At 50.3% G+C, this 11,595-nt stretch carries 13 protein-coding genes; 2 read left to right on the top strand and 11 right to left on the bottom strand.

Annotated features, from left to right (window positions below):
- Nucleotides 1-104: 104 nt before the first annotated feature.
- The 7 genes from ABIE02_RS10910 to hpaB all read right to left on the bottom strand — a co-directional run bounded on the left by ABIE02_RS10910 (nt 105) and on the right by hpaB (nt 7,574).
- Nucleotides 105-1,307, bottom strand: coding sequence for a sugar transporter (locus ABIE02_RS10910; RefSeq protein WP_144884311.1), 1,203 nt, complete (start codon nt 1,305-1,307; stop codon nt 105-107).
- A gap of 13 nt (nt 1,308-1,320) precedes the next feature.
- On the bottom strand, nt 1,321-1,971 hold the full coding sequence (locus ABIE02_RS10905) for an ABC transporter ATP-binding protein (protein WP_144884309.1): 651 nt from the start codon (nt 1,969-1,971) through the stop codon (nt 1,321-1,323).
- Nucleotides 1,972-1,982: 11 nt separating this feature from the next.
- The gene (locus ABIE02_RS10900; RefSeq protein WP_144884307.1) at nt 1,983-2,783 is read right to left on the bottom strand and encodes an ABC transporter permease; all 801 of its coding nucleotides are present in this window, start codon (nt 2,781-2,783) and stop codon (nt 1,983-1,985) included.
- 54 nt (nt 2,784-2,837) lie between these two features.
- Entirely contained in the window at nt 2,838-4,496 is a 1,659-nt protein-coding gene (locus tag ABIE02_RS10895; RefSeq protein ID WP_267965672.1) for a polysaccharide biosynthesis/export family protein, read from the bottom strand.
- 122 nt (nt 4,497-4,618) lie between these two features.
- Nucleotides 4,619-4,993: a hypothetical protein gene (locus tag ABIE02_RS10890; RefSeq protein ID WP_032616361.1), complete on the bottom strand. Its 375-nt coding sequence runs from the start codon at nt 4,991-4,993 to the stop codon at nt 4,619-4,621.
- 488 nt (nt 4,994-5,481) lie between these two features.
- Complete coding sequence (locus tag ABIE02_RS10885) at nt 5,482-5,994, bottom strand: 4-hydroxyphenylacetate 3-monooxygenase reductase subunit (RefSeq protein ID WP_163603641.1); 513 nt, start codon at nt 5,992-5,994, stop codon at nt 5,482-5,484.
- Nucleotides 5,995-6,011: 17 nt separating this feature from the next.
- Nucleotides 6,012-7,574 carry a 4-hydroxyphenylacetate 3-monooxygenase, oxygenase component gene (gene hpaB / locus ABIE02_RS10880; protein ID WP_059308786.1) on the bottom strand — a complete coding sequence of 521 codons (1,563 nt, stop codon included), beginning with the start codon at nt 7,572-7,574 and terminating at the stop codon, nt 6,012-6,014.
- Nucleotides 7,575-7,783: 209 nt separating this feature from the next.
- Between hpaB and ABIE02_RS10875 the strand changes: the two genes are divergently transcribed.
- Nucleotides 7,784-8,182 carry a hypothetical protein gene (locus ABIE02_RS10875; protein WP_032616365.1) on the top strand — a complete coding sequence of 133 codons (399 nt, stop codon included), beginning with the start codon at nt 7,784-7,786 and terminating at the stop codon, nt 8,180-8,182.
- Here the strand turns inward: ABIE02_RS10875 and ABIE02_RS10870 are convergent, their stop codons facing one another.
- The 3 genes from ABIE02_RS10870 to ABIE02_RS10860 are packed head-to-tail and all read right to left on the bottom strand — an operon-like array spanning nt 8,183 to nt 10,031.
- On the bottom strand, nt 8,183-9,121 hold the full coding sequence (locus tag ABIE02_RS10870; protein WP_059308785.1) for a DUF6402 family protein: 939 nt from the start codon (nt 9,119-9,121) through the stop codon (nt 8,183-8,185).
- Between the two features lie 11 nt (nt 9,122-9,132).
- Nucleotides 9,133-9,696, bottom strand: a complete 564-nt coding sequence (locus tag ABIE02_RS10865) for a PAAR domain-containing protein (RefSeq protein WP_144838547.1) — start codon at nt 9,694-9,696, stop codon at nt 9,133-9,135.
- Entirely contained in the window at nt 9,693-10,031 is a 339-nt protein-coding gene (locus tag ABIE02_RS10860) for a hypothetical protein (RefSeq protein ID WP_336994892.1), read from the bottom strand. The genes ABIE02_RS10865 and ABIE02_RS10860 overlap by 4 nt, the downstream gene beginning before the upstream one ends.
- Nucleotides 10,032-10,431: 400 nt before the next feature.
- On the opposite strand from ABIE02_RS10860, the gene ABIE02_RS10855 reads away from it, so the two are divergent.
- The gene (locus ABIE02_RS10855; RefSeq protein WP_156424713.1) at nt 10,432-10,608 is read left to right on the top strand and encodes a hypothetical protein; all 177 of its coding nucleotides are present in this window, start codon (nt 10,432-10,434) and stop codon (nt 10,606-10,608) included.
- A 95-nt stretch (nt 10,609-10,703) separates the two neighbouring features.
- Here the strand turns inward: ABIE02_RS10855 and hpaA are convergent, their stop codons facing one another.
- Nucleotides 10,704-11,594, bottom strand: coding sequence for a 4-hydroxyphenylacetate catabolism regulatory protein HpaA (gene hpaA / locus ABIE02_RS10850; protein ID WP_077227106.1), 891 nt, complete (start codon nt 11,592-11,594; stop codon nt 10,704-10,706).
- Nucleotide 11,595: the final 1 nt, after the last annotated feature.

The raw sequence follows: 11,595 nt of genomic DNA, 5'->3' as shown, positions 1-11,595 counted from the left end.
AATTATTAATTAGCGTGATCGGTAGGGTGACCACTTTATGATTAGGTAGTGAGAGGCCAGAGTCGCATAGGGACTCTGGTCCTGGTTTTTAGCGCATGAAATTATTAATCCTGATGCTCACGCAGGGTCGCAAGACCCATTACGATCAACCCGTATAACAGGCATAGCAGTACACCGATGGTGGCAAGGTTATAGAGGCGGCGTGGGTATTCAGCATCTTCGGCCAGGGTTGGCTGACTAATCACCAGGAGGTGCTTAAGTTTGCGGTACGCCTCGATTCTGGCTTGTTCCAGGCTGATCAGACCGGTTTTGTAAAGGTCTGCAGCGAGCGTGGCCTGAGTTTGTACATCCATATAGCTGGCGGTCACTTCGTTCATCGAATTTTTATCCGCACCGGTAAGTCTGGATTGTTCCTGCGCCAGTTGCTCGGTCAAAGCATCAACTCGGGCTTGAACAGAAACAACAGCAGGTGCGGTAGCTTTCATGTAGCTTTGCAGTTGTTTTAATTGTGCCTGTTGCTGGGCCAGTTGACCTTCAATCTGGCTTACGACACCCATGCGGGCCGTGCTGGTCGATTCTGGACTAATAAGGTGATGGGTATTTTGAAACTCCAGCACTTTGGCTTTTTCGGCCTGTAATCGCTGGTAGGCGTGATCGACTTCTTTTTCTACAAAGGCCAGTTGTTCGAGCGCGACCTGGTGTCCTAGTTTATTAATAAAGCCTTCGGACTCTTTCAGCATCACACCTACCACTTTCTGACCATAGGCAGGATCAAACGCCTGCAATTCAATCGTCAGCACACCGGAGATATCATCCATGCGTAATGTGAGGTGTTCGCGGTAATACTTCAGAAATTCCTCGCGGCTGACATTGTCAGGCAGGCGAGAGAAGTAATCGACTTTATGGCTCTGGTAATGGGCTTTCAGTCCCAGTTCTTTATCCAGCTTGTTAAGCAGATCGGCAGATTTGAGATAGTCTTGAATGAGCAGCACATCCTGATGATTATTTCCCCCTAGCCCCAACATAGAAAGAGCATCGGGCAGCATTTTAATCTGGTCTGCTTGCTTGACCACTAACTCTGCCCGACTCACATAGCGATCGGAGGCAATGAATCCGAAATAGATAACAGCGATAGCAAAGCAAGCCACTACCCACTGAAAACTGCCGAGTTTGAGGCTTTTTTTCCATGAGCGGTGGGCAAGTTTATAACCGCTGGAATCAATAATAAAATGTTTTGGTTTGGTTTTTAATTTGTGCAGCTTGCGCATCAAACCGGAAGATTTGTTAGAGCGGGTTGGCTGGATCATGTTTTTTGGCTTGTTATAGTTTCTGATAAATACTGATGGCATCTTCGATATTGTCGAATATTTCAAGCGAGCTGTTACGCAGCAAAATACCCATATCGCACTGTTGGCGTAAGTTCTTCATATCGTGAGAGACCATGATCAGACTGGCGGTCTCGCGTTTTTGATTGAAGACATCAATACATTTCTGTTTAAAGCGGGCATCACCTACGGAGGTGATTTCATCGGTCAAATAGATTTCAAAATCGAAGGCCATACTGACGGCGAAAGAGAACTTTGATTTCATGCCGCTGGAGTAAGCTTTAATCGGCAGTTCAAAATGTTGGCCGATTTCCGAGAACTCTTTCACCCATTCTTCAATGGCCTGCGTATCGCGCACACCATGGATGCGGCAGACAAAGCGAGTATTTTCCCTACCAGTCATACTGCCTTGAAAACCACCCCCCAATGCAAGTGGCCAGGAGACACGACAGTGGCGGGTGACTTTTCCTTTGCTTGGCGTATCCATGCCACCCAGCAGGCGCAGCAGCGTTGATTTACCCGCCCCGTTGGCACCCAAGATACCGATGTTGCGATCGCGGGGTAATGTGATACTTACGTCACGTAGCACATAGTTTCGTCCAAATTTGGTGGGGTAATATTTTGAGACGTTATCTAAAATGATCATCGTTATTCGCTTTAGCTGGCAATCAGACGACGATGGCTTAAACGGTAGCAACTCATCGCAAAAGTCAGCAGCACTAATGTGACGCAGGACAAATACACTCCGCTGACATTCGGGCTTTCATATCCAGCAATCCAGCCTGAGCGAATCAGCTCAATAGCATGTACCAGCGGATTCCATAAAAACCAGTGCTGAAACTGCGATGGCACGGTTGCCAGGGGGTACATAACGCAGGAGATAAACATAAGGGGCATCATCAACAAATCGAGAAACTTATTCGCTTCTTTAAATAAACTGCCCAATACGCAAAAAACGATCCCTAATGAAAATGAAAAAATCATTAGTAGGAAATAGATAATGATGACTTCTAAAGGATCGCTGGGAATGGCATCAAAACCAAACCACAATAACCCCAGCACCAGAATGCAGCCAACTACCAGACCAATAATGGCTTCAAGAATGAAACGAGCAACAAAGGTCGCAAAAGGGGTCACTTGTCGATAGCAAAATAATCCCATATTGGCATTGACTGCCGATTTTAACTGGCTGACCACTTTGTTAAAAAACATAAACGGCAAATAACCCGCTGTAATAAATACCTGCACCGGAACACCACCAAAACCACTCTGGCTACGCATTCCAAACACAACACTAAACAGGCTAATCATCAACAACGGATCCAGCAGCGCCCAGGCATACCCCAGCCGGTAACTCCCAAATCGTGTTTTCAGTTCACGGATAAGCAGGCCAAACGTTACATCGCGCAGCACCTGGAACGAGCTGCGGGGCGTTTGATTGAGAACAGGTTTAAGCATGAGAAGGCCGATATAACAGAACGGGCCAGCTTTTCAGCAAGCCCGTTTTGAGGGTTAATTCAGGACCACGTTGGCCGCCACGGCAACCTGATAGATGACCTGGGTAATGTCTTTGATGGACTGCATCATTTTGCTGTCCACTTTCGGCATGACCAGAATCTGATCGCCCGGCATCACATCACCACCGTCTTTAAACTCCATCAGCCCGTTGGCATGTACCACCGCAATACGCTTGTCGTTCGCACGGTCGGTAAAGCCACCTGCCCAGGCCACATAGTCTTCCAGACTGGCGCTTTTGTTGAAGACCACCGCCTGCGGCATCATCACTTCGCCACCCACCTGAATCAGGTCGGTCTTGTTCGGGATCACAATCTGGTCGCCCTGTTCCAGCAGGATGTTGGCAATCACGCCTTTATCCGACACCACTACTTTACCCAGCGGCTGGATCTTGCGGGCTTTTTCCACGAAGCGCATCACCAGTTCGGCCTCTTTGGTGCGAATAGAGGCCTCACCATCGGAACTGGCTGGCGCGGTGAACACGCTGCGCTCCAGGCGGTTGAGGGAGTCTTCCAGCATCTCTTTCTGCCGCGCCGCCACGCTCTTACGCATGATGTAGATCGAGCCGTAATCTGCCATGTTCGGGTCAATCGGAATATGGTTCAGCAGATCGTGCAGACGGGTCTCTTTACGCACGGTGAAGTAAGACGGGCCACGGTAGCTGCCCATCACCTGCACGTCGTAAACCTGAGCATGCATATCGTCATTAAACAGCACTTTGTCGCCGTCGCTCAGCTGAATGCGGTCGAAATCCTTATACGGCATATAGACCGAGAATGGGCCGCTGGAACGATCGCCAATCACGCCCACGTGGCTCACCTTGGCAAGCGGCAGGGCGTAATCGATCAGCTCAGAGCCGAGCGCGGTGCTGTTTTTCAACTCGAAGCGGAACGGGTTACGCACTTTACCGGCCACGTTGATCATCGGCCCCTGCGGTTCCACCAGGATCACATCCTGATCTTTCAGCGACAGCTTCGGCATTTTGCCCTGCTGCATAAACTCGTACAGGTCGATCTGCTGAATAACCCGGTTCTGACGTAAAACTTTAATATGACGGTAGCTGCCGCGATCGGAGTCGATGCCCCCGGCGCGTTTCAGAAAATATAAAACGCTATCGGAAGATTGTCCGGCATATTGCCCAGGACGGATCACAGGGCCGGTGACAAATACGCTGACCGGGGTCGCGGTAAGTAAATTTACGTAAACATTAACGTTGTTGGTAAATACTTCGCTGATGTGGCTGGTCACTAAGTTATTGACTTTACTTGCCGCCACATTTTTTACATTAATCGGTCCGACATCAGGGATAAAAATATTACCCTGATTGTCAACCGTGACCACGTTGGAAAAATTGACAGCACCCCAGATCCAAATATTCAGCTTGTCGCCGGGAGCGATCAGATAATTATCGTTTAAGCCGTCGCTGCGCTCGGTTTCATAGCCACCGGCAAACAGGTTAGCGCCATAAGGTGGGGGCAGGCCGGACTCGGACTGAGGCAGTAATTTACGCACATCGGACTCGCCCGGCAGGAGCATGCCCTGGCGGTTTTGCTGCGCAAAGGTCCCTGTGGTGGAGGAGGTGTTCGCCTGGCCGCTCATCGCTTGTTCACCGCCGAGCTGCAGTCGGCCATCACCGGTATCTGCGGGGGCGTTCATCCCAAATGCCTGGGCATCTTCTTTAGAAGGTGCAGCAAAGGCAGCGCAAGAAGCGCAGGCCAGCAACAGAATGGCACTCAATTGCCGAAGTTTCGTTATCTTCACAACTTTTCTCTTCTAAATTATTGCACGGCAAGCAGATTGCTGGCGGATGCCTGTTCAAGTTGCGGCACCAGGTACCAGGTGTCACCGCTCTTGCAGGTCACGCCATGCTGCGATTGGTTGTAGTTACGGTTACGCAGCAGTTCAATGCATTCCAGACCCAGGGCAGAGACATAACGTTGGCCCAGGATATAGGTATTGCCATTGGCGCTAAGTGCAGCGCCCTGCGGCAGGGTGTTCAGGGGTTGTTGCAGGTTGGCTGACATGGTCTGGAGTGTGGTAGAAGCGGCCGGATTGACAAGCGGTCGGGAGGCTTCAACCTGCTTCGGAGAATATGCACAGCCACTCAGCATGAGGGCGAGCGAAATCACCAGAAAGCGAGTTGCGTTCTTCATAGATCAATATTTTCCAACAATTTAGTAACTGGAATGCGATATAAGATGTCGACGGTGATCAGCTGTTTTTAATAAGAAAAACAGTTGAGATGTCATGCAAGTGCAGGAAAAGCAAAAAACGCAGAAGTAGAGCAAGGGATACCAAAAAAAGGGTAGGCTACCGCACGGAAAATGACCATTCCGGTTAAAAAGCGCTCAATTTGCTTTAAGGGCTGCCATAAAAAAACAATTCAGTAAACAAATAAGTTTGTTTTTATTATTCATAGAAGTGTTTTTTTGTGTGCCGCAGATTACCTAACTTTGCAGTTTGTGTCATTTCAAATTTAAGAAAAGTGCCCGAAAAAAGGGGAAAATTCTGAAAGGCTATTAACTCTGGTGGGTTGACCAAATACATATATAGAAGAGTAGTTTCAGCTAGTGATTGTTTCGTATTTAAATGAGGGGGAGGAAGAATAAATGCCAGCCGATATTCCGGCTGGCGAAGGGCATTAAGCGGTTATTTCTTGTTCAATTAAAACCGGATGAAATCTGCGTTTAAAGTAAATCAGCCCGTGCCCCTCCTGGCTCAGGTGAATATGTTTGATCGCCACCAGGTAGACCAGATGGGTGCCGATGGTCTGCACCTGGCTTATCTCACCTTCCAGGCTGGCCAGCGCTTCTTTTAACACTGGCTGGGCCAACAGGCCTTTTTGCCAGCAGGAGAGGGTAAACCGCTCTTCCATGGCCATACCGGTCATGCCAGCAAAATGGCGCGCCATCAACTCTTGCTCGTGATTGAGCACGTTGATACACAGCTTGCCGTTGCCCTGGAAAACCGGGTTCATGGCGCTGTTGGCGTTCAGGCACACCATCACCGACGGTGGAGTATCAGTTACCGAGCAGACCGCAGTGGCGGTAATACCGCAGCGTCCGGCGTCGCCGTCGGTAGTGATCACATTGACCGCCGCAGAGAGGCTGGCCATCGCGTCGCGAAAACGCAGGCGTTGTTCATCAGGTTGCATTTTGACCTCCCGCTGCGTTATTTCAGCAGCTTGTCCAGCAGGTTGATATCGGTGTTGTTATGCAGGTGTGGAACCGTCCAGCCGTTCTGGTCGTACTCAGACAGGCAGCGGTCAACCATCGCCATCATCTTGTCCATGTTGCCGGAGGTCTGCGCCTGGCGCAGGCACTGCAGGCGGATTTCGTCCTGGCTACCGGAGTAGTTAATCTCATACAGCTCGTGGCGGCCGCCGAACTCGCTGCCGATGGCATCCCACATCAGCTTCAGGATCTTGATGCGTTCTACGTGATCCATGCCGTTGGAGCCGCGCACGTATTTTGCCAGGTATTTGTCGATCTGCGGGTTATTCAGATCCCGGGCGCTGGACGGCAGGTAGATCAGGCCGCTGGTGACGTTGCGCTCGATGATGTTTTTGATCTTCGCGTAGGCCATCGGGGCCATCACACGGTAGGTCTGTAGCGCCGCGTGGTCCGGCAGATACGCGCCATTTACCCATGGCGTCGCTTCCGAACACATCGAGTCGCTCAACGCCCAGAACATATTGCGCCAGGCCACCACTTCTCCGAGGTCGGCCTGCACCCCGCGGAACTCAGCGGTGCCGGTACATTCCAGCGATTTCTTCAGCAAGGCAGTAATGAAGTCGAGCTTCACCGCCAGACGCACACACGCCTGCAGCGGATACATGCGGGCGAAACCGCCTTCCATGGTCCAGCGACGGCAGCGGTCGAAATCGCGGTAAATAAGGACGTTCTCCCACGGGATGAGCACGTTATCCATCACCAGGATGGCATCGTTCTCGTCGAAGCGGCTGGTGAGCGGGTAGTCGTAAGGCGAGCCGGTCGCGCCTGCCACCAGTTCATAGGAGGCGCGGGAGATCAGCTTCACCCCTTCGGCATCCATCGGGGCGACAAACATCAGGGCGAAGTCCGGGTTATCGCCCATCACCTGCGCCGAACCAAAGCCGATCATGTTGTAGTGGGTCAGCGCCGAGTTGGTGGCGACCACTTTTGCGCCGCTGACGATGATCCCGGCGTCGGTCTCTTTTTCCAGCTTGATGTAGACGTCTTTCACCTCATCGGCCGGTTTATGGCGGTCGATCGGCGGGTTGACGATGGCGTGGTTAAAGTACAGGCCGCTCTCCTGAATGCGGGTGTACCAGTTGCGGGCGTTCTGCTCGAACTGACCATAAAACGCCGGGTTGGCACCCAGCGCACAGCCAAAGGCTGCTTTGTAATCCGGGGTGCGCCCCATCCAGCCATAGCTCAGACGTGACCACTCGGCGATGGCATCGCGCTGCTGACGCAGGTCATTGGCACTTTTCGCCACGCGGAAGAACTTATGGGTGTAGCCGCCGTTGCCGGTATCGGTGTTCCAGCACAGGGCATCCTGCATGTCCGGCTTGTGCAGCGCGTCGTACAGTTGCGCGACCGAGGCCGCCGCATTACGAAACGCCGGATGGGTGGTCACATCTTTCACGCGCTCGCCGTAGATGTAGATCTCCCGGCCATCCTGCAGGCTCTTCAGGTACTCTTCGCCGGTTAACGGGCGGGTAGTGCTAGCGCGGAAATCTTCAGGTTTCATAGGGACCTCGTATCGGAATGGGTTTGTTAAATTTATGTTTTGTTTTTGTTGTTTAATTGAAGCCTGAGAGCGGCGGGAGGTGAAGGGACGAATGGGTCAACGACGGGTACTTTTCAGGCGGGTGTGAGATTTGTGATCGGAGTGGGGTTTGTATAAAATGGCTGCACTATAACTGCTTATATTTTATGGATTATGGCAGGAGCATAACGATGGAACGTGTAATAAAAATACTGCCAGATATGATTGCGTTGGTGATCGGTGGTTTGCTCGCTATCGTTATCTGCGAGCTAATACAGAGGTTATTTAGATTTAAACGGTTTGCCACCGTCTGGATACTGACATTCGTTCCCTTTGGGCTGCTGATGCCGCCAGTTTTACGTGTATTGTTATTTCCATACACAGGGGTGATGAGTGGAATAAGCTATATCGCGACGGCCGTAGCGACCTTTCTGGCGATGATTTTTTATGTCGGCACGTTTTGCTGGGCTGCGCTGGTGGATACGCCAGACAAAAGGCGATTCATTTATTGCCTGATCGCCTTTTACATAGTAGGTGTAACGTTTCTGTTTTACATTACCAGTGATGTTAATGGCCCCATTATTGGGTAATTACGCTTCCCATGGTAGTTCGTAAGTGCCGCTTATTTTTTCCCAATTTACGTCTGAAAACACCACAAAGTCGCCACCTTTTCCAGTAGCTTCACGATATTTCAGGAAATCAGAATTGTGGACTGCTGATACCTTGCGTATCCGTTTTTTGAAGTAAATTTTTTGCCCCGCAATTGTTGAGATAGCCGAATCAGCCCGGCGTAATATCCCTTCATCAGTCCAGTATCCTAACGGCTGATCCCATGCTCCATTGTTATTGAAATCATAAAAATCTTTGACGTAAATACCTGCCCACTGGGCTTCGAGATAACGCTTACCATCGGTATGTTGGAATGCAGTACCAATGACCGCAACCTTTAATGAATATGTACCGAGAGCACCATATATGTCGTCCAGTGTATCGAACATATGTGTGACGAAATTTCCGCCTACTAATTCAAAGTTATTCTGATATTTCTGTTCCAGTTCTCGTGCAGACATTGATGGCCTGCCTATTAGATTCCGGCGGCCAAATGTATAAGCACCAGAGCCACTCCACCCAAGCGCTTTCAAACGATGTGCAGTTATTTTCATTGCGGCCGGTGAGCATGCTTTTGCCATCAGCGTACGCATGGAACTAACCGCAGACGGGTATTGCATTAACCATGTCATCGTAATTATGGAGTCGTCACAATGCTGATCGGGGATATAAAGGCCCTGTGGTAATTCGCTTCCCTCCTTCCAGGTGTCAGGGCATTTCCACCCTGGAGAATTAAGCCAACGGTCCATCATCTGAGCAGATTTTTTCCAGCCAATTTTCCGCATCACCTTAGGGATGTAGCTTATACGAATTGGCTGTAATTCGACCTCGCTTTGAGAGTTCATTCTGTTCGGTTTGGTTCTAGCATCCTCCATCAGAAAATAAAGATCTTTCTCCACACCCGATATGCGCATTGCCATAAATCATCCCTTTATTTTAGCAGTGGTTTTGGTGCTCGCATCGCCACATAAATCTTTTCACTATTTCCAGTAGTTACTTTTGTATTAGTACCGGAGCCGCAGTATTCTTTTTTTAAGGCCGTACCCATTTCCAGCACAGCGTCCTGTTTGAAAATGACATATCCGAGTGGCTCTTTTCCTGAATTGCAGATAGAGAATTGATGCGAATAGTCGCCATTGCTTTGCTGGTTTGCCAGTGCAGCTTTTTTTGCATCTTGGGACAGTAAATGATCATTATCCCCCTTATTGCGGAGATCGTAGCAGATAATAGGGATGTCGAGACGGTGAATGGCGAAAGCACCACACGAAGCCCTGTGACCTTCCAGAACTCGATACCTGCCGTCAACAGAGTAGCGGGGGGTACCTTCAATGAATTTTGACCAGCACATACATTGTGGGCACCAGAATTTATGGCCTACCAGCACAGCCCGGTGAGTATTGTTATAGGTATCGTTCTTGCAACCATCATGAAGTGTGCCTCCGTGACTGGTGGTATCACCTGTCCATATGGTGCGTTTAGTTATCATACCGCTCATATGATAATCCCTTTCGCTTTTAGAGCTTCATCTTCCTCTTCATCCATAACGCAGCACATACCTGTGTTATTTTCGAAGATGACTAAGGCCATCGAAGTTTGCCCAGCATTAGTAATGACATCACCATTACTTATTAACGTACCACTCGCGGCAGCGGACAGCATTTTTACGTTAACTTCCGTGGTCATTCGCGTGGTGGGGGCTGACATAACGAAGGCTGTAGTGTCATCAGGATAGGTAACAATGTCCTTTTGGAGCACGGTATTTTTGTCGTAACTGATAAGGCTTGATATGCCAGTGATGATGCCATTATTTGGGGTTTTAGCATCGGTCACGGCATATAAAAGGGCCTTTTAGTACCTAATTTATTAATGTTTTCATTCATTAAACCTTTCCTTACTTTAAACCGGGAAAATCATATTCCTTGGTGAATTGTATATCCATGCAATTTAAATGGGAATGAGTGCTCATTTTTTTCAGAATATAACTACAAATTTTTAGTAGGTATTCAAAATGAGGTTTGAGTGTGCATAAAAAACCAATTTTCTCGAAAGAGGTTTAGGGGAACAGATAGTACGTCCTGTAACGTTGCGCTTCTGGAAGCATGCTCGCAAAGTTTAAGTTAACATCATGAAAAACAAAGTTTTGTCTTCTTTTTACCATCACCGAGTCGTAAGGTGCTTGTGTTACGGAGATAACCGCAGCCGGGCGTGAGAACCTGAAAAATACGAAAGAATGCGGTTTGAATACCGTATCAGTCTGCATGCCGTTAGAATTACGGCGACGCTGACTCAGGCACTACTGAACAATACGCTGCCACCACTGGTGGCGAAATCCATAACGGGGTTACTGCATGACGTGGTGTATCTGTTGCCGAACTTTGTGAAGGAACCGTACCTGATCGTGCATTGATTCTATGTGGTCTGTTTGCCGGGTGGCGCAGCGCTTACCCGGCTTACAATATTTCCCCTCTCCTTTAAGGGGAGAGGGTTAGGGTGAAGGAAAACTTACGACACCGGCACCTTCTGCGCCCGATACCTGCTCGGCGAGCATCCCACCAGTCGGTTAAAAAATCGGGCGAAATAGGCCGGATCTTTAAACCCCAGCTGCCAGGCAATTTCACTGACCGTGTTGTCGGAGAAGAGCAGCAGCCGCCTGGCCTCGCGGAGCTGGCGGTCGAAGATCAGCCGTTTTGGCGGGCGGTTGGCAAAGCGGCGGCAAATATCGGTCAGACGCGATTCGGTGAGGTGCAGCTCGCTGGCGTAATCCGGCACCGTCCAGTGCTGATGGAAGTGGCCATCGACCATCTGGTTGAAGCGCTGGAACAGTTTTAGCTCGCCGCGCATGCCGTTCGCGGCGTGATCGTCCAGACTGGCGTTACGCAGCAGCAGGGTAAACACGGCCTGCGCCAGCAGCACCAAGGTATGTTCCCGCCCGGCAAGCTGGGCGGTGGATTCACGTTCAATCAGCCGCCAGTAATAAGAGAGCGCCGCCAGCTCGTCCGGTTTGTCGGCGAGCGACAGGCAGATCCCCGGCAGCCCGAAGGTCTCCCGGGTGCCGGGGTAGAGTACCTCAAGCAGCGGCCAGATCAGATCCTCATGCACCGTCAGCACATGACCGTCGCTGTCCGATTCGGTAAAGAATGCGTGCGGCACCGACGGCGGGGTGAGAACGAACAGCGGCGCCTGCACTGAGTAGCGGTGATCGTCCAGCTGCAGTTCGATCTGCCCGGTATCGAGAAAGTGCATCTGAAAATAGTGGTCGTGGCGATGGGCCTGCATATCGCGGCCAAAAAAGGCCGCCATACGGCCAAAGGACTGATAATGCACATCGTCCGTCCCCAGACTCTCGTCGTACTCTTTGCTGATATCGATATTGGCAATCGGGCTCTGGCACATA

Origin of the sequence: Leclercia sp. 1548, assembly GCF_050435045.1 — a bacterium.
GTDB lineage: Bacteria > Pseudomonadota > Gammaproteobacteria > Enterobacterales > Enterobacteriaceae > Enterobacter > Enterobacter adecarboxylatus.
The sequence above is the reverse complement of the archived record's forward strand: the minus strand, read 5'-3'. Positions and strand labels throughout refer to the sequence as shown.

Coding starts and splice junctions, on each gene's coding strand:
- hpaA (WP_077227106.1), bottom strand. CDS start 11,594: ATGTGCCAGAGCCCGATTGCCAATATCGATATCAGCAAAGAGTACGAC.
- ABIE02_RS10870 (WP_059308785.1), bottom strand. CDS start 9,121: ATGGCAATGCGCATATCGGGTGTGGAGAAAGATCTTTATTTTCTGATG.
- ABIE02_RS10895 (WP_267965672.1), bottom strand. CDS start 4,496: ATGAACGCCCCCGCAGATACCGGTGATGGCCGACTGCAGCTCGGCGGT.
- ABIE02_RS10890 (WP_032616361.1), bottom strand. CDS start 4,993: ATGAAGAACGCAACTCGCTTTCTGGTGATTTCGCTCGCCCTCATGCTG.
- ABIE02_RS10905 (WP_144884309.1), bottom strand. CDS start 1,971: ATGATCATTTTAGATAACGTCTCAAAATATTACCCCACCAAATTTGGA.
- ABIE02_RS10900 (WP_144884307.1), bottom strand. CDS start 2,783: ATGCTTAAACCTGTTCTCAATCAAACGCCCCGCAGCTCGTTCCAGGTG.
- ABIE02_RS10865 (WP_144838547.1), bottom strand. CDS start 9,696: ATGAGCGGTATGATAACTAAACGCACCATATGGACAGGTGATACCACC.
- hpaB (WP_059308786.1), bottom strand. CDS start 7,574: ATGAAACCTGAAGATTTCCGCGCTAGCACTACCCGCCCGTTAACCGGC.
- ABIE02_RS10875 (WP_032616365.1), top strand. CDS start 7,784: ATGGAACGTGTAATAAAAATACTGCCAGATATGATTGCGTTGGTGATC.
- ABIE02_RS10885 (WP_163603641.1), bottom strand. CDS start 5,994: ATGCAACCTGATGAACAACGCCTGCGTTTTCGCGACGCGATGGCCAGC.
- ABIE02_RS10855 (WP_156424713.1), top strand. CDS start 10,432: ATGCGGTTTGAATACCGTATCAGTCTGCATGCCGTTAGAATTACGGCG.
- ABIE02_RS10910 (WP_144884311.1), bottom strand. CDS start 1,307: ATGATCCAGCCAACCCGCTCTAACAAATCTTCCGGTTTGATGCGCAAG.